Origin of the sequence: Saccharibacillus sp. CPCC 101409 (assembly GCF_030518235.1) — a bacterium.
In the GTDB taxonomy this organism is placed as follows: Bacteria; Bacillota; Bacilli; order Paenibacillales; family Paenibacillaceae; genus Saccharibacillus.
Genome location: NZ_JAULSA010000002.1, coordinates 212,916 through 230,496 on the forward strand (window position 1 = coordinate 212,916; position 17,581 = coordinate 230,496).

Consider the following 17,581-nt stretch of genomic DNA (forward strand, 5'->3'; position numbering starts at 1 on the left):
GAGTTTGAACGCGCTGCGTCGGAAGACCGGTTTTTCTCCATGTCCACTGGTCAGCGGCGGCCAAACCGTGTATGATGGAATTTGGTCAAAAACGGAAGAGAAGTGGATGAGCGATGCAGAGATATTTTGTGGAAAAAGAGCAGTTTGAACACGACAAAGTCCGCGTCCTCGGCGAGGATGCGCGCCATATCGGCAAAGTCATGCGGGGACGTCCCGGCGATCAAATTATCGTCTGCGACGGAGCCGGGCGCGTGGCGCTGGCCGAGCTTGAATCGATCGAGCAGGGCGAAGTGCTGGCCGGCGTGCTGGAAGAACTGGAAGACCGGAGCGAAGCCCGCGTCCGCGTCAGCATCGCCCAGAGTCTGCCCAAAGGCGACAAGCTGGAGACGGTGATTCAGAAATGCACGGAGATCGGCGCGCACGCGTTCGTGCCGTTTCTGTCCGAGCGCACCGTGGTCCAGTACGACGCGAAAAAAGAAGAGAAGCGGCTCCAGCGCTGGAGCAAGATCGCGAAGGAAGCGGCCGAGCAGAGCCATCGCAGCCGCATACCGGAACTGTCGCAGCCGCTGACGTACAGGCAGCTGCTGCAATCGTTCGAACGCTACGACCTGGTGCTGTTTTGCTATGAAAAAGAAGACGCCAAACAGCTGCGCGACCTTGTGCGTCCGTTCGCCGAAAGCTGCGCGGAAGGCGCGTCGAGCGTGCTGGTCGTAGTCGGGCCGGAAGGCGGCTTTACGGAAAAAGAAGCGGAAACCGCCGCCGCGGCGGGAGCTTCGATCACGGGGCTGGGACGCCGCATCCTGCGGGCCGAAACGGCCGGAATGACCGCGCTGGCGTGCATTTTGTACGAAGCCGGAGAAATGGGAGGAGTTTAGCATATGCCATCAGTCGCTTTTTATACACTGGGATGCAAAGTCAATTTCTACGATACGGAAGCCATCTGGCAGCTGTTCAAAAAAGAAGGCTACGAGCAGGTGGAGTTCGACCAGACGGCGGACGTTTACCTCATTAACACGTGCACGGTAACCAATACCGGCGACAAGAAAAGCCGCCAGATTATCCGCCGCGCGGTGCGCCGCAATCCGGACGCGATCGTCGCGGTCACGGGCTGCTACGCGCAGACTTCGGCGGCCGAGATTCTCGAAATCCCGGGCGTCGATCTCGTCATCGGCACGCAGGACCGCGAGAAGATCCTGCCGCTCGTAAGCGAAATCCAGGCGAAGCGCGAGCCAATCAACGCCGTGCGCAACATTATGAAAACGCGGACCTTCGAAGAACTCGACGTGCCCAGCTTCAACGGCCATACGCGCGCTTTTCTCAAAATCCAGGAAGGCTGCAACAACTTCTGCACGTTCTGCATTATTCCGTGGTCGCGCGGATTGTCCCGCAGCCGCGAGCCGCAGAGCGTACTGGCGCAGGCGCGCCAGCTGGTCGCGGCCGGCTACAAAGAGATCGTGCTGACCGGCATTCATACCGGCGGCTACGGCGACGATATGGAGAATTACCGGCTGTCCGATCTGATGGAAGAACTGGATAAAGTCGAAGGACTGGAGCGCATCCGCATCAGTTCGATCGAAGCGAGCCAGATCGACGACAAGATGCTGGACGTGCTGAAGCGCTCGACGAAGATGTGCCGCCATTTCCATATTCCGCTCCAGGCGGGCGACGATTCGGTGCTTAAACGGATGCGCCGCAAATATACGACCGCGGAATTCGCGGACAAGATCGCGCGGATTCGCGAGGCCATGCCGGACGTGGCGATCACGACCGACGTGATCGTCGGCTTCCCGGGCGAAACGGACGAGATGTACCGGACGGGCTACGAATTCATGCAGGCGATCGGTTTTTCCGAAATGCATGTGTTCCCGTATTCGCAGCGCACCGGCACGCCGGCCGCCCGCATGGACGACCAGGTGGACGAAGACATCAAAAATACGCGCGTGCACGAGCTGATCGAGCTGTCCGAGCGGATGCAGCTTGAATACGCGCAAAAGTTCGTCGGCCAGGTGGTGGAAGTCATTCCGGAGAAAAACGATAAAGGGTTGTATCCGCAGGGCTTCGCAGCCGGGCACAGCGACAATTATTTGACTGTCGTGTTCGAAGGTTCGCAGGAGCTGCAGGGACAGCTTTGCCGCGTGCAGATCGCGGAAGCGGGCGCCGGCGAATGCCGCGGCCAACTGCTGCGCGTGCTGGACGCGGTCCGGCCGTCGTCGGCTTCGTAAAAAAGGCCGGCGGAAAGCTCCGTCGGGCGCGCCCGGCGGCGGGAAGGGACTTCGCTTGAGCTTGCGCGGAGTCCCTTTGCTTGCGCAGGCGGGCCGTGAACGGGGCGGGCGGAGGATTCGAAAGCACGGATAAGGAGAGAAGACGGTGAGCAGAACGGAGATATCGGCGGGCGGCGTCGTATACCGCAGAGATGCGGGACGGCTGCAGATCCAGTTGATCCAGGACCGCTACGGCAAAGTATCGCTGGCCAAAGGCAAGCGCGAGCCGGGCGAGACGCCGCGCGAAGCGGCGCTGCGCGAAATTCAGGAAGAAACGGGCATACAGGGCCGGATCGTGCAGCTGGTGGACATTATCCGCTACCAATACGAGAACGAGAAATACGGACTGGTGGACAAAGAAGTCCGCTATTACCTGGTGGAAGCGCTCGGCGGCGAGCTGCGCGCCCAGCAGGAAGAAATTCGCGGCGTGGAATGGTTCTCGCCCGAGGAAGCGCTGAACCTGCACAAGAAATCGGGATACGACAACAATCACCCGATCCTGGAATCGGCGCTGGAAATGCTCGGCGCGAAGCCCTGAACGCGAGGCTTGCGCGGGGCAATCGAAGGAGGATGTATTTTGGCAAAAGTCATACTGGACAAAAACCGCAAAAAACGGCTGGAAGACGGCCATCCGTGGATTTACAACAACGAAATTTCGGGCACGGAAGGAGATCCGGCTCCCGGCGACCTGGTCGAGGTGACCGATCATCGCGGCAAACCGCTGGGGACGGGTTATTATAATCCATCTTCGCAGATTACGGTCCGGCTGCTGTCGCGCGGCAAAGTCGAAGAGATGGACCAGGCCTTTTTTGCGGCGAGGTTTCGCGACTGCCTGCGGCACCGCGAGCGTTTCCTGAGCGGGGAGAACGCTTATCGCCTTGTATACGGCGAAGCCGATTTCCTGCCGGGACTGATCGTCGACCGCTTCGCGGACGTGCTGGTCGTGCAGATCCTGACGCTGGGCATGGACAAGCGGCGGGACGCGATCGTCAGCGCGCTGGTCGAAGTCGTGCGCCCGCTCGGGATTTACGAGCGCAGCGACGTGTCCGTGCGCGCGCTTGAAGGACTGGAAGAAACAACGGGACTGCTGCACGGGGATTGTCCGCGCCACGTCACCGTGACGGAGAACGGCCTGCTGGTCAAAGTCGATATCGAACAGGGCCAGAAAACGGGCTATTTCTTCGACCAGCGCGAGAACCGCGCTTCGATCCGTCCGCTGATGACGGGCTGGGGGGAGCGCAGCGGCATTTCGCTGCAGGACGTGGACGGCATGCGCCGCCCGGTCAACAAGAACGGCAAAGTCGTCGAATTCCCGTACTGGGACGGCGCGACGGTGCTGGAATGCTTTTCGCATACGGGCAGCTTTACGCTGCACGCCTGCGCTTACGGCGCCAAGAAAGTGACCTGCCTCGATATTTCGGCGCACGCGATCGAAAGCGCGCGGGAAAACGTGCGGCTGAACGGCTTCGAAGACCGGGTGGAATTCGTCGTTGCCGACGCGTTCGAATACCTGCGCGAGAACGTCAAAGGACTTGAAGAGCGCAAGCGCCGCGCGGACGGTTCGTCCAAAGCGGATACGTCGGTGCCCATGCCGGCCGGAGGCGGCCGCAGCTGGGACGTGGTCATCCTCGACCCGCCGGCGTTCGCCAAGACCCGCTCGGCGGTCAAAGGCGCGTGCCGCGGCTACAAGGACATCAATCTGCACGGCATGAAGCTGGTCAGCGAAGGCGGCTATCTGGTAACGGCGAGCTGCTCGTACCATATGCGGCCGGATCTGTTTCTGGAAACGATTGGGGAAGCGGCCCGCGACGCGGGCAAAACGCTGCGCCTGATCGAATGGAGAGCCGCCGGCAAAGACCATCCGCAGATTCTCGGAGTGGACGAAGGGCATTATTTGAAATTCGCCGTGTTCGAAGTGCGCAGCCGTTAAACGCAATCCGCTTTCGAGTCGGCAACCTATGGATGGCCCGTGTTTCGCTGTATGCGGAACACGGGCTTTTTGCGCGAAAAGATCGGAAAAGACGTTGTCCTTCGGCCCGGAACATTTGAATTTGCCGGCCCGGCATTATACGCTGGAGGAAACAGGAAGCGCGGCGGGGCGCGGAACGGAAGCAAGCGCGAACGCCAACAGCGTAAAAAACGCCCGCGCGAGCGCGAAGGAGGCAGAAATGGCGGACAACCGCGAAGATTGGGAACGGAAACCGAAAAATGGAAAAGTTCCGGCCGGCAGCGGCGGGCCAAGCGGGACGGACGAGAACGACGGGCGAATCGGCAGCCGGGAAGACCTGAGCCGGCAGGCGCGGGCGATGCCGGGCGAGATTCTGCGCGACTTCGCGGCCACCCTGTGGTTTTGGAGCGTTATGGTCGTATTCTGGCTGCTGATTACCGGAGGAGCCGCCTGGATCGGGTATGGACTCGGCGGCAAGAATGCGATGTGGCTGACCGCGTCGATCGTCGGCGCCGTATCGCCGCTTCTGCTCGCGGCCCTGATGTCTTTCGACGTGCCGTATCGGGTCTGGAGCCGGCTCGGGGCGCGCGGCCGCAAGTAAGGGTCCGGACCTGCAAGAAGAAACAGGCCCGCGGCGGCCCGGGTACGGAACGTCTGTTCTTCTTTTGCGCGATAAGTTATACTATAGATAAAGTTTGCCTATGAAGGAGGCTATCGGCCCATGACGCTACAAATCAGACTCGGACGTTCCGGCAGCGGCAAGACGACCCGGATTCTAGGCGAGATTCGCGCTAAAATGAAGCAGGACCCGCTCGGACCTCCGCTGCTGCTGATCGTGCCCGAACAATCCACATTCCAGACGGAATATGCGCTGTTCGCGGGGCAAAGCGGCAGCGGCGGCCTGCGCGCGCAGGTGCTCGGTTTTCCGCGGTTCGCTTACCGGGTGATGCAGGAAACGGGCGGCTCCGCGCTGACGGCGATCGGCGACGAAGGCAAGCGGATGCTGCTTTACCGTTTGCTGAGGGAACGCCGCGGCGATCTGCGCTTGTTCGGCGCTTCGAGCGAGCAGCCCGGCTTTATCGCCAAATTGAACGATCTGTACACCGAACTCAAACGCTACAAGGTCGATTCGGCGGTGCTCGAAGAACATATGCAAGATTTGATGTCCGCCGGGCACTCGCCGCTGCTGCGCGAGAAGCTGGAAGACGCGCTGCCGGTTTACCGAGACTTCGAGAGCCGGCTGTCGCAGCTTTACGTCGACTCCGAAGACACGCTGATGCGGCTGGCGGAGCAGCTCGGCCGATCCGAACTCGTGCGCGGAGCGGAAGTATGGATCGACGGTTTCGACGCGTTTACGCCGCGCGAATACGAAGTGGTCGGCGCGCTGCTCAATACGGCGAAATCGACCGTCTGTACGCTTACGCTGGACCATCCTTACGAGAACGGCGAGCAGCCCGGCGACACGGATCTGTTTCACCAGACGGGCACGACTTACCGCCGGCTGCGCAAGCTGGCCGAAGGCGTCGGGGCAAGCTGCGAGACGATTGCCGCCGAAGAAAGACCTCTGCCGAGATTCGCGGACAGTCCGCTGCTCGGCCTGCTTGAACAATCGCTGAGCGAATACGGACGGGAAGGCGTATGGGAATCGCCCCGCGGAGGCGGGAAGAAAGAGCGGATGGCTCGCAACGCCGACGGAGAAGCGGGGATTGCGCTGCACGCCGCCGAAAACCGCCGGGCGGAAGCCGACGCCGCCGCGCGCGAAATGCTGCGGCTCGTTCGCGACAAAGGTGCGCGCTACCGCGATATGGCGGTATTCGTCCGCGATCTCGGCTTGTACGAATCCGTACTGGCCCCGGTGCTGTCGGATTACGGGATTCCTTCCTTTACCGACCGCCGCAAAAGCGTGGTGCACCATCCGCTGGCGGAATTTGTCCGCGCCGCGCTCGACGTGGTGCGGTACCGCTGGCGCTACGAAGACGTGTTCCGCTGCGTCAAGACCGATCTGCTGCTGCCGGAAGACCGCAGCCTGACGCGCAAAGACATGGACCGGCTGGAAAACTTCGTGCTGGCTTCGGGCATCCGCGGCGCGCGCTGGGCCGACGGCCGTCCGTGGCGCGAAGCGCCGAAGCTGTCGCTGGACGAAGAAGGAAAGCCCGCGCCGCTTGAAGACCAGGCCGAAATCAACGAGCGGATGCAGACGATCGAACGCTGCCGGCAGCGGATCGCCGCTCCGTTATCGGCGTTCGAGCATGCGCTCAAAGAAGCGGATTCGGCGCGGAACATGTGCGAAGCGGTTTACGGTCTGCTGGCGGACGCCGAGGTGCCGCAGCGGCTCGACCGGCTGGCGCGCGAAGCGGACGCGGCCGGCGATCCGCAGTCGGCCGACGTGCACCGCCAGATCTGGGGAGCGCTGCTCGACCTGCTCGACCAGATCGCCGAGCTGATCGACTCGGAAGAAGTAAGCCCGGACGAATTCGCGGGCATGCTGGAAACGGGCATCGCCGGGTTGAAGCTCGGGCTGGTGCCGCCGGCGCTCGACCGGGTGCTGCTCGGCGATATGAGCCGCACGCGGCCGCTGAATATCAAATACGCGTTCGTGCTCGGACTCAACGACGGGCTGGTGCCGCTGGCGCCGGAGCAGAGCGGTCTGCTCAGCGAACCCGAACGGATGCGGCTGGCCGAAAGCGGTCTTGAATTGTCGCCCGGCGCGGAGCGCCGCATGCTCGACGAGCGGCTGCTGATCTATCATACGCTGACCGGCGCTTCGCGGCGGCTGTGGCTGAGCTATGCGCTGAGCGACGAAGAAGACAAGCCGCTGCTGCCGTCGGAGGTGCTGCTGGAGCTGCGGACGCGCTTTCCGTTTATCGCCGAAATCCGAGGCGGTGCGCTGCCGGGTCCGGGCATGGACGAGGAAGCTTACGAACGCTTCGTTACGCAGCCGGAAGCGACGCTGCCGCATCTGCTGGGGCAGCTTCGGCTGTGGAAAGCCGGCGCGGAGATTCATCCGCTCTGGTGGGATGTGCTTGAAGCTTACCGGCAGCGGCCGGAGTGGGAAGACCGGTTAAGCAAAGGACTGGCCTCGCTGCTGTACACAAACGAATCGGACCGCCTCGAGCGCGAGACGAGCATGAAGCTGTACGGGCGCAAGCTGCGCTCCAGCGTGTCGCGTATGGAGAAGTTTACCGCCTGCGCGTTCTCGCATTTCGCGTCGCACGGGCTGAAGCTCAAAGAACGCCAGCTGTACAAGCTGAACGCGCCGGACATCGGGCAGCTGTTCCATGCGGCGCTGAGCGATATCGCGATGCGGCTGCGTCTACAGAACCGCAGCTGGGGTTCGCTGACGGTCGAAGAATGCCTCGGCGAAGCGAAAGAGTCGGTGGACAAGATCGCGCCGCGGCTGCAGGGAGAGATTCTGTTCAGCACCAGCCGCTACGGTTATATCTCGCGCAAGCTGACCGATATCGTCGGCCGCGCTTCGATTATTCTCGGCGAACATGCGCGGCGCGGCGACTTCGAACCGCTGGGGCTGGAGATCGACTTCGGGCCGGGCCAGGATATTCCGGCGCTCGTATTCGAACTGGACAACGGCTGCACGATGGAGATCGTCGGCCGGATCGACCGCGTCGACGTGGCCGAAGGCGAAGAAGGCCTGCTGCTGCGGGTGATCGATTACAAATCGAGCGGCAAAGACCTGAAACTGCACGAAGTGTATTACGGACTGTCGCTGCAAATGCTGACGTATCTGGATGTGCTGTTGACGCACGCCGAAGACTGGATCGGCGCTCCGGCGCTGCCGGCGGGAACGCTGTATTTCCATGTGCAGAATCCGCTGCTGTCTTCGCCCAACGGCATGTCGCGCGAGGAAGCGGCGCAGGAAATGCTCAAACGTTTCAAGATGAAAGGGCTGGTACTGGCCGACCGCGAAGTCGTGGCGAAGATGGACCGGTCGCTGGAAAAAGGCTATTCGCCGCTGATTCCGGTCGCAGTCAAAGCGGACGGAGGCTTCTACAGCAGCTCCGCCGTGGCCGATCCGCAGCAGTGGGATTCGCTGCTGCGCGGCGTGCGGCGCAATATCGCCGGCATCGGCAAGCGGATCACGGAAGGCGAATCGGAAGCCCGCCCGTACCGGATTCAGCAGGAAACGGCCTGCGATTTCTGTCCGTACCATTCCGTCTGCCAATTCGACGAAAGCCTGGACCGTTCCGGCTACAATCATCTGGACAAGCCTGGACGCGATAAAGTGTGGGAAATGTTCCAGACGGAAAACGAAGACGGGGCAGGGGAGGAGAGCCGATAATGGAAATTACGTATACCGACAAACCCGAAGGCAGCCAGTGGAGCGACGATCAATGGAAAGCGATCGCGGCTTCCGGCGGCAATATGCTGGTCGCGGCCGCGGCGGGCTCGGGCAAAACAGCCGTGCTCGTCGAGCGGATTATCCGTAAAGTGACCGCGCCGGAGAACGCGACGGACGTGGACCGGATGCTGATCGCGACCTTTACCAAAGCGGCCGCTTCCGAGATGCGCCAGCGGATTCGCGACGCACTGAATAAAGAACTGTCCGCCCACCCGCAGGACACGCGCTTACGCCGCCAGCTGTCGCTGCTCGGACAGGCTTCGATCACGACGCTGCACTCGTTCTGTCTGGAAGTGATCCGCCGCTACTATACGCTGATTCCGCTCGATCCGGGCTTTCGCATCGCCAATCAGCACGAGAGCGAGATTCTGCGGCAGGAAATCCTGGAAGAGCTGTTCGAAGAAAAATACGCGCTCGAAGAAGAAGGCGCGCTGTTTCGCCGGCTGATCGACTGGTTCGGTGGCGAACGGTCCGACGATCCGGCTTTCCTGCTGGTGCAGCGGCTGTACGATTTCGCGCGCAGCCATCCGTGGCCGGAGCACTGGCTGCGGGAAGCGGCGGCGGAATTCGACTGCCCGGATATCGAAACGCTGGGTGAAAGCATCTGGGCGCGCAGCCTGACGGACGGCGCCGCGTCGGTGCTGGCCGGGACGGAGAATCTGCTGGTCCGCGCGTTCGAACTGGCCGAATCGCCGGGCGGACCGCTGCCTTACGCGGAAACGCTGCGCGACGATCTCGATACGCTGCGCCGGCTGCGCGAAGCGCTGCGGCTGAAGCCCTGGCACCGGCTGTACGAAGAATTTGCGTCGGCTTCTTTCGGCAAGCTCAAGGCGGTGCGCAAAGACCAGGCCGATCCGCAGATCCAGGATCGGGTCAAAGCTCTGCGCGAAGCGGCCAAGAAAGAGCTGGCCGAAGTGAAATCGGCTTACTTCGGGCGCTCGCCGGAAGCTTTTCTGGAAGAACTGAATCAAGCCGCGCCGCTGATGCGGGAGCTGGCGGAATTGACGATCGAATTCGGCGACCGCTATTCGCGTTCGAAGCAGGCCAAAGGCATGGTCGATTTCTCCGATCTGGAACATTACTGCCTGCGCATTCTGCGCGATCCGTCGTCGGAGCCCGGGCATCCGATTCCTTCGGAAGCCGCGCTCGAATACCGGAACCGCTTCGACGAGGTGCTGCTGGACGAGTATCAGGATACGAACTCCGTTCAGGAAGAGATCGTGTCGCTGATTGCGCGCGAAGGAGCCGGCAACCGGTTTATGGTCGGGGACGTGAAGCAGAGCATCTACCGGTTCCGCCTGGCGGAGCCGGGGTTGTTCCTGCATAAGTACCGCGCTTACGGCGAAGACTTCGCGTCGGGCGGGCTGCGCGTCGATCTGGCGCGCAATTTCCGCAGTCGCCTCGAAGTGGTGGACGCGGTCAACGATATTTTCCGCCGCATCATGAACGAGCGGGTCGCCGAGATCCAGTACGACGAACGCGCGGAGCTGGCTTACGGGGCGACCTCGTATCCGCGGGCGGAAGCGGGCGAATACGCGCCCGAGCTGATGCTGATCGAGCGCGGCGGCACGGCGAGCGGGGAAGAGCCGCCGGGCGAAGCCGGCGAAGAAAACGCCCTGGCCGCGGAAGCGGCCGAGATCGAAGCGGTCCGGCTGGAAGCGCGCGCGATAGCCGCCCGCATCCACGAATTGACCGGGCAGACGGAAGGGCACGAACCGCTGCATATTTACGACAAGTCCGCCGGAGGGATGCGCCCCGCCGTGTACGGCGACATGGTCGTGCTGCTGCGCGCGGCCGGCGTATGGGGACCGATGCTGATCGAAGAACTGCGGTTGGCGGGCATTCCCGCCGCGGGCGATACGTCGCGCGGCTACTTCGAAGCGACCGAAGTCGAGATCGTGATGTCGCTGCTGAGCATCATCGACAACCCGCAGCAGGATATTCCGCTCGCTTCGGTGCTGCGTTCGCCGCTCGTCGGTTTGTCGGAAGACGAGCTGGCCCGCATCCGGCTGTGCGGCCCGCGGCTGACTTTCCACGACGCCGTAATCGAAGCGGCCGGCGGAGACTGCGGCGAAGCGTCGGACGGCCAACCGCTGGCGGACGTGCTGCGGCGGTTCATCGATGCGCTCGAGCGCTGGCGCGATCTGGCGCGCGGCGGCGAGCTGAGCCTGCTGATCCGGACGCTGTACCGGGAAACCGGCTACGCCGACTGGGTGGCGGGACTGCCCGGGGGCGCGGCGCGCCGCGCCAATCTGCTGGCGCTTCAGGACCGGGCCGTGCAGTTCGAACGCTCGACTTCCGCGCAGGGGCTGTTCCGCTTCCTGCGCTTCGTGGAGCGGTTGAAGGAGAACGGAGGGGATCTGTCCGAAGCTCCGGCCGAAGCGGCGCAGGATTCGGTGCGGATCATGACGATCCACAAAAGCAAAGGACTGGAGTTCCCGGTCGTGTTTATCGCCGGACTGTCCAAAACGTTCAATATGCAGGATTTGAACGCGCCTTTTATGATGCACAAGGAACTGGGCTTCGGCCCGCGCTTCGTGGACGAGGCGAGCCGCGTCGGCTATCCGACGCTGCCCGCGCTGGCGATTCGCCGCCGCGCGCACGTGGAACTGCTGGCCGAAGAAATGCGGGTGCTGTATGTGGCGCTGACCCGTCCGCGCGACAAGATGATTCTCGTCGCTTCGGTCCGCGGACTGCCGGGCCGGATCGAAGCCTGGATGCAGGCGGCGGGCGGTGCGGAAGGCATCGCCGATTATACGCTGTCCAAAGGCCGGTCTTATATGGATTGGCTGGGACCCGCGCTGATCTTCGAAGAAGGCGCGGCGCAGCTGCGGTCTTTGTCGGATATGCCGGAATCCGCCGATAGCCGGCATACGCGCGGCGGCTGGTCGTTCTCGCTGCGCAGCGGAGACGCCGCGTCGGCGGCCGAACGGGACGGGGAAGAACGGTACGCCGAGCGATCGGAACGGCTGCGGGAGCTGATGCGCGGCGCGGGCGGCGCGGGCACACAGCGGGCGGACGATTACGCCGCGCGCTTCTCGTGGAGCTATCCGCACGCGGCGGCCGGCGGGGCGGCGGCCAAGACTTCCGTGACCGAGATCAAGTCGCGCTTCGCCGGCGGCGAATATCCGGCCGCGGACGCGTTGGAAGCGGCTCGGCGTCTGGCGGGATGGTCGGAGCCGGGCGAGCCGGACAATCCTTCGACGGATAACGAAACGTCGGTGCTCCAGCTCCGCCGGCCGCGCTTTATGGAGCGGCGCCGATTGACCGGCGCCGAGCGGGGCACGGCGTATCATACGCTGATGCAGCATGTGCCCTTGAATCCCGATACCGGCGAAACCGAAGCCTCGGCGACGCTGGCCGAGCTGGTGCGGACAAGCATCCTGCTTCAAGCGGAAGCCGACGCCGTGCGGCCCGCCGACATCGCCGCTTTTATCCGCAGCGGGATCGGCGGACGCGCCGCGCGGGCGGACTGGGTCCGGCGCGAGCTGCCGTTCAGCACCGGGATCGGCGCGGACGAAGAACTGGGCGCGCTGGTGCTGCCCGTGCACAACGAAGCGGCGGGCAGTTTGCTGCCGAGCGAGCGGCTTGCGGGCGGCTATGAACGGATCAGACTGGAGCGCCTGCCGGGCGAGCGGGTTCTCGTTCAGGGCGTGATCGACTGCCTGTTCCGCGAGAACGGCCGCCTGATCCTGCTCGATTACAAAACGGACCGGATCAAGCCGGGCAGAGGCACATCCGAACTGGCCGAGCATTACCGCTTCCAGCTCGATTTCTACGCCCGGGCGCTGGAAGACATGCTCGGCGAACCGGTACATGAGAAATGGCTGTATTTTTTCGACGCGGGAGAAGGCGTGCGGCTGTAGAAAGAAGAGCCGAAAAGCGTCCGACGGTTTGCGGCCGACCCATGCCAGGCGAGCAGAGCGGCGGGTAAAGCGGCGATCCGGAAGACGCGTATCCAATTCGAACGAACAAGCGGCATCGGGACGGACGATGCCGAAATTATCTTATCGAAAGTCCCGGCGCGGGAACTGCCCGCCCGGGGCTTTGCCAAATAGAAAGGGGCGCGAAGCATGCGCGTGTTGCATACGGCGGACTGGCATCTGGGCCGGACGCTGGAAGGACGCAGCCGGTTCGAAGAGCAGGAGAAATTTATGGACGAGCTGGTGGAGATCGTCCGCAGCGAACGGGTCGATCTGATTCTGATGGCCGGCGACGTGTACGATACGGTCAATCCGCCTGCCGCGGCGGAGCAGCTGTTCTACGAAGGAGCGGCGCGGCTTCGGGCCGAAGGCTGTTTGCTCGCGGCGATCGCGGGCAACCACGATCATCCCGAACGGGTCGCTTCGGTGCGGCCGCTGGTCAAAGGCAGCGGCATCTCGCTGGTCGGGCTGCCGACGGAACAGGCGCTGAACTTCGATATCGCAAGGACGGGCGAAAAAGCCGTTGTCGCGGCGCTGCCTTATCCGTCGGAAGCGCGGCTGAACGAGCTGCTGATCGCGGACGGCACGGACGAGAATCTGCTGCGCCGGGCGTACAGCGAACGGGTCGGACTGCTGATGCGCAAGCTGGCCGCCGGCTTTTCGCCGAAAACGGTCAACCTCGCCATGAGCCATATTTATGTGCTGGGCGGACTGGAGTCCGATTCCGAGCGGCCGATCCAGGTCGGCGGCGCGTATACGGTCGATCCGTCGGCGCTGTCGTGCGGCGCGCAGTATACGGCGCTGGGACATCTGCACCGGCCGCAGGCGGTCAAAGGAGACGGCATTATCCGCTACAGCGGCTCGCCGATCGCATACAGCTTCTCCGAAGCCGGACAAACCAAGTCCGTGATGCTGATGGACGTCGAGCCGGGCGGCGAGCCGCGGCTGAACGAGATTTATTTGTCGTGCGGCCGTCCGCTGGTGGAATGGAATGCGCTGGAAGGGATGAGCCAGGTGTACGCGTGGCTGGAGGAAGGACGAGACGCGGGCGCGTTTATCGATCTGCGGCTGACGCTGACCGAAGCGATGTCGCTCGCCGAGATCCAGTCGCTGCGCCGCGCCCGCGACGGACTGGTCCATATCCGCCCGGTGTATCCGCAGCTCGAAGAAGCCGACGCGCCGGAGCAGCGGTCGCGCCTGCCGATGCACGAATTGTTCAAAACGTTCTACCGCCGCCAGACTGGCGGGGCGGAACCGGACGACGCGCTGGTCGGCTTGTTTCTGGAACTGGCCGAAGAAAACGGGGAGACGACGGAAGGAGGAGACGCCGAATGAAGCCGATTACGCTCAAGCTGTCGGGGCTGCAAAGCTACCGCGAAGCGCAGGAAGTCGATTTTACCGAGCTGTGCGAAACCGGTCTGTTCGGTATCTTCGGACCGACGGGCAGCGGCAAATCCACCGTGCTCGACGCGATTACGCTGGCGATGTACGGCAAAGTCGAGCGCGCCTACGGCGGCACGCAGGGCATTATGAACCATTCGGAAGATACGCTGTACGTCGCGTTTACCTTCCAACTGGAATCCGCGGCGGGCGCGCGGCGCTTCCGGGTGGAACGCCGCTTCAAGCGCACCGGCGAAGTCTCGGTCAGCAATACGCTCAGCCGCTTCGTCGAAGTGAAGCCCGAAGGAGACGAAGTGGTCGCGGACAAGCTGGCCGACGTTACGCGGGCGGTCGAGGACGTGATCGGGTTGAAAATGGACGACTTTACCCGCGCCGTCGTGCTGCCGCAGGGCAAATTCGCCGAATTCCTGTCGCTCAAAGGCAGCGACCGGCGGCAGATGCTCCAGCGTTTGTTCCATCTGGAGCAGTACGGCGACAAACTGGTCCAGAAGCTGAACAAGCGGACGCGCGAAACGGAAAGCGCGCTGCGCACGGTCGAAGCCGAGCAGCAGGGGCTCGGTCCGGCTTCCGCGGACGATGTCGCGGCGGCCCGCGGCCGGCTGGACGAAGCCGGCCTGAACGCTTTGGAGCGGCGCAGGGCGCTGGACGGGGCGGTCGAGGAACACGGCCGGCTGTCCCGCGTGCGAGAGCGCGCGCACGAGCGCCGAAGCGCGGCGTCGGCGCTGGACGAACTGCGCGGACGGGGCGAAGCCGTCCGTGAGCTTGAAGCGCGCGCGCTGCGCGCGCAGGCCGCGTCGGCGCTGCTGCCTGCGCTGGAGCGCTTCCGCGGCGCGGCGAAGCGCTCGGAGGAACTGGCCGGGCAGGCGGCCCGGCTGCGCGGCGCGCTGGGCGAAGCGCAAAGCGCCGCTTCGCGTGCCGCCGCCGCGGAAAGCGAAGCCCGCGAAGCGCTTTCGGGCGAGGAGCCGCGGCTGCTGCGGCGCTCGGCGGAGCTGGAGCAGGCGCTCCGGCTCGAGCGCGAGCTGGAGGGGCTGCGCGCGGACAGCGCGGAACTTGAGCGCGACCGCGGCGAAGCCGCCGCGCGGCTGGAACGCGCGCGCGAAGGCGCGCAGCAGCTGCGGCGCAAGCTGGAGCAGGCCGGCAGGCTGCAAAGCGAGCTGCAGGAGCAGCTCGCCGCCTGCGAAGTGCGCAGCGCGGACCGCTCCGCGCTCGAAGAAGCGGGGCGCCTGGCGGATTCCGCCGCCGCCCTGGAAGAACAGCTTCCCGGCGTGCGCCGCGACCTCGAAGAGGCCGAGCGGCAGGAACGGGAAGCTTCGGCCGAATTGTCGGCCGCGCGAGAACGCGAAGTTTCCTGCCGCGCCGCGCTCGAGCAGGCGGCGGTCCGCGCCGAAGCCGGCGCGGCTTCGCTGCGCCGGCTCGATGCCGGGCTGTCCGCGCTGCTGGAAGCCGCGGCGGCCGAAGAGCGGCGACTGGAACGGGCGGATCTCGATTCCGCCAAGCGCCGCATGGCGGCGGAGCTGGCTCACGCCCTCGCGGACGGCGAGCCTTGCCCCGTCTGCGGCGCGCAGCATCATCCGCAGCCGGCGGATGAAGACCCTTCCGCCGCCTCGGCCGCGGCGGATCCGGAGCCGCTGCGCGATCTGCAGCTCGGCGCGCGCGAGCTGCGCCTGAACGCCGCCCGCCTGCGGCAGGGCGGCGAAACGCTGGCCGCGCGGCTGCGCGAAGAACTCGCGCATTCCCGCGCCGCCGAGGCGCCCGCGGATATTTCCGCATCCGCCTCGACCCGGCCGGCCCCGGGAGCCGCTCCCGCTCCCGGCTCTTCTTTCCCGTTCGCCGCCGAAAGCGCGAACGCAGCTGCCGGAGCGATCGACCGCTCCGGCGAACCGCCCGCGGCTCTGTTCGCGCCCGATGCCGGCGCTGCGGCCGGCGAATCCGCCCCGGCCGCCGAAGCTTCCGCTTCCCCCGCCGCCTGCGCCGCCGAATACGCCCGCCTGCGGTCGGCCGCGGAACTCGCCGAGCGCGAAGCTTCCGCGCTCGAGGCGGAGGCCCGCGAAGCGGAGCGGGCCTGGAGCGCCGCCGTTCGCGGCGCCGAAGCGCCGCGCGCCCGGCTGGAAGGCGCCGCGCGGCAGAAAGCGCGAGCCGGGGAACGGCTCGCCGAACTGGAGCGGCGGCTGGAGGAAGCCTCCGCCCGCTGGAACGACTCGTTCGCGGATCTGCGCCGCGACGAATTGGAGCGCCGGCGCGAAGAGATCCGGCGCCGCGACGGCCAGGCCGAAGAATTGAAGCTCCGCCTGGAGAAAAGCGGGCCGGTGATCCGAAGCATGGAAGATTCGCTGAAAAGCCACGAAGAGCAGTCCGCCGAAGCGGAACGGCTGCTGGTACAGCTTACCGTCCAGGCCGAAGGCAAAGCGGAGCTGGCCGCGGAAAAAGAATCCAGGCTGCGCGAAGCCTCGAACGGGGCTAATGTAGCCGAACTGCTGCGCGACACCGCGGGCCGGCTGAATCGGCTGCGGGAAGCCGCCGAGCGCACCCGCCGGGACATGGAATCGTCCCGCGAAGCCTGGCAGCGTCAGGCCAGCGCTTCGGCGGCGGCCGATCAGGCGGCGTCTTCGGCCGCCGAGCACGCCGAAGCGGCGGAATCCGGCTGGCGCGAAGCGCTGGACCGTTCCCCGTTCGAATCGGACGACGATGCCGAGAATGCCCGCATGGACGAAGAAGATGTCCGGGAAGCCCGGGAACTCGTGCAGGCGCACCGCGAGCGCGAAAACGAACTGAACGCGCGCCTGCGCGAGCTGGAGAAACTGCTGGACGGAGCGGACGTATCGGAGGCGCAGTGGGAAGAATGCGTCCGTCGGCTGGAGGAGTGCCGGCGGCTCGACGAAGAAGCGCTGGCGGCCCGGGCGCGGGCGCAGCGCGACCTCGAAGACGTATCCGGCCGCCACGAGCGCTGGACGGCCCTTGAAAGCCGGCGTTCGGAGAAAGCCGCCGAAGCGGAGCGGCTGTCCAAGCTCCAGTCGTGCTTCCGGGGCAACGCGTTCGTCGAGTACGTGGCGGAAGAGCAGCTGATCCAGATCAGCCGCGCCGCTTCGAACCGGCTGCGCTTCCTGACCAAGCAGCGCTATTCGCTGGAAGTGGACTCCGGCGGAGGATTCGTCGTGCGCGACGACGCCAACGGCGGCGTGCGCCGCCCGGTCTCGACCCTGTCCGGCGGAGAAACGTTCCTTACGTCGCTCGCGCTTGCGCTTGCGCTGTCGGCCCAGATCCAGCTGCGCGGCGAATATCCGCTGCAGTTCTTTTTTCTCGACGAAGGCTTCGGCACGCTCGATCCCGAGCTGCTCGATACCGTCGTCACGTCGCTTGAACACCTGCACAGCGACCGCTTGTCGGTCGGCATTATCAGCCACGTGCAGGAACTGCGCGAACGCCTGCCGCGCCGCCTGATCGTGCAGCCGGCCGACCACGCGGGCGCGGGATCGAAAGTGGTGCTGGAAAAGATGTAGAACAAAGATACGGCTGCGCGCCGGAAAGCGCTTGTTCAAGCGCAATATCAGGAAAAAAACAAGTTCGTGATTTCGATCACAGAGACAGATTCAAGCGGTTGTTATAATACAGTCAGCCGACATCATATCAAGGAGAACCCTGGCCCTGATTCCGCTGCGAGCCTTTGCGCGCCCGCGCCGGAACGGAAGCCGAG

At 64.5% G+C, this 17,581-nt stretch carries 9 protein-coding genes; all 9 read left to right on the forward strand.

The window, feature by feature from the left end; translation table 11 throughout:
* Nucleotides 1-113: 113 nt before the first annotated feature.
* Nucleotides 114-875: a 16S rRNA (uracil(1498)-N(3))-methyltransferase gene (locus QWJ34_RS05210; protein WP_302726014.1), complete on the forward strand. Its 762-nt coding sequence runs from the start codon at nt 114-116 to the stop codon at nt 873-875.
* A 3-nt stretch (nt 876-878) separates the two neighbouring features.
* Nucleotides 879-2,222 carry a tRNA (N(6)-L-threonylcarbamoyladenosine(37)-C(2))-methylthiotransferase MtaB gene (mtaB, locus tag QWJ34_RS05215; protein ID WP_302726015.1) on the forward strand — a complete coding sequence of 448 codons (1,344 nt, stop codon included), beginning with the start codon at nt 879-881 and terminating at the stop codon, nt 2,220-2,222.
* A gap of 145 nt (nt 2,223-2,367) precedes the next feature.
* A complete protein-coding gene (locus QWJ34_RS05220) occupies nt 2,368-2,799 on the forward strand; it encodes an NUDIX hydrolase (protein WP_302726016.1) in 432 nt (143 codons plus the stop codon).
* Nucleotides 2,800-2,838: 39 nt separating this feature from the next.
* Nucleotides 2,839-4,191 carry a class I SAM-dependent rRNA methyltransferase gene (locus QWJ34_RS05225; RefSeq protein WP_302726017.1) on the forward strand — a complete coding sequence of 451 codons (1,353 nt, stop codon included), beginning with the start codon at nt 2,839-2,841 and terminating at the stop codon, nt 4,189-4,191.
* 238 nt (nt 4,192-4,429) lie between these two features.
* Nucleotides 4,430-4,810 (forward strand): hypothetical protein, encoded by a 381-nt coding sequence (locus tag QWJ34_RS05230; protein WP_302726018.1) that lies wholly within the window; start codon nt 4,430-4,432, stop codon nt 4,808-4,810.
* Between the two features lie 120 nt (nt 4,811-4,930).
* Nucleotides 4,931-8,506: a helicase-exonuclease AddAB subunit AddB gene (gene addB, locus QWJ34_RS05235; protein ID WP_302726019.1), complete on the forward strand. Its 3,576-nt coding sequence runs from the start codon at nt 4,931-4,933 to the stop codon at nt 8,504-8,506.
* On the forward strand, nt 8,506-12,432 hold the full coding sequence (addA, locus tag QWJ34_RS05240) for a helicase-exonuclease AddAB subunit AddA (RefSeq protein ID WP_302726020.1): 3,927 nt from the start codon (nt 8,506-8,508) through the stop codon (nt 12,430-12,432). Before addB ends, addA begins: the two co-directional genes overlap by 1 nt.
* Nucleotides 12,433-12,639: 207 nt before the next feature.
* Entirely contained in the window at nt 12,640-13,824 is a 1,185-nt protein-coding gene (locus tag QWJ34_RS05245; RefSeq protein WP_302726021.1) for an exonuclease SbcCD subunit D, read from the forward strand.
* Entirely contained in the window at nt 13,821-17,387 is a 3,567-nt protein-coding gene (locus tag QWJ34_RS05250; protein ID WP_302726022.1) for an AAA family ATPase, read from the forward strand. The genes QWJ34_RS05245 and QWJ34_RS05250 overlap by 4 nt, the downstream gene beginning before the upstream one ends.
* Nucleotides 17,388-17,581 lie beyond the last annotated feature (194 nt).

Coding starts and splice junctions, on each gene's coding strand:
- addB (WP_302726019.1), top strand. CDS start 4,931: ATGACGCTACAAATCAGACTCGGACGTTCCGGCAGCGGCAAGACGACC.
- QWJ34_RS05250 (WP_302726022.1), top strand. CDS start 13,821: ATGAAGCCGATTACGCTCAAGCTGTCGGGGCTGCAAAGCTACCGCGAA.
- QWJ34_RS05210 (WP_302726014.1), top strand. CDS start 114: ATGCAGAGATATTTTGTGGAAAAAGAGCAGTTTGAACACGACAAAGTC.
- QWJ34_RS05245 (WP_302726021.1), top strand. CDS start 12,640: ATGCGCGTGTTGCATACGGCGGACTGGCATCTGGGCCGGACGCTGGAA.
- mtaB (WP_302726015.1), top strand. CDS start 879: ATGCCATCAGTCGCTTTTTATACACTGGGATGCAAAGTCAATTTCTAC.
- QWJ34_RS05230 (WP_302726018.1), top strand. CDS start 4,430: ATGGCGGACAACCGCGAAGATTGGGAACGGAAACCGAAAAATGGAAAA.
- addA (WP_302726020.1), top strand. CDS start 8,506: ATGGAAATTACGTATACCGACAAACCCGAAGGCAGCCAGTGGAGCGAC.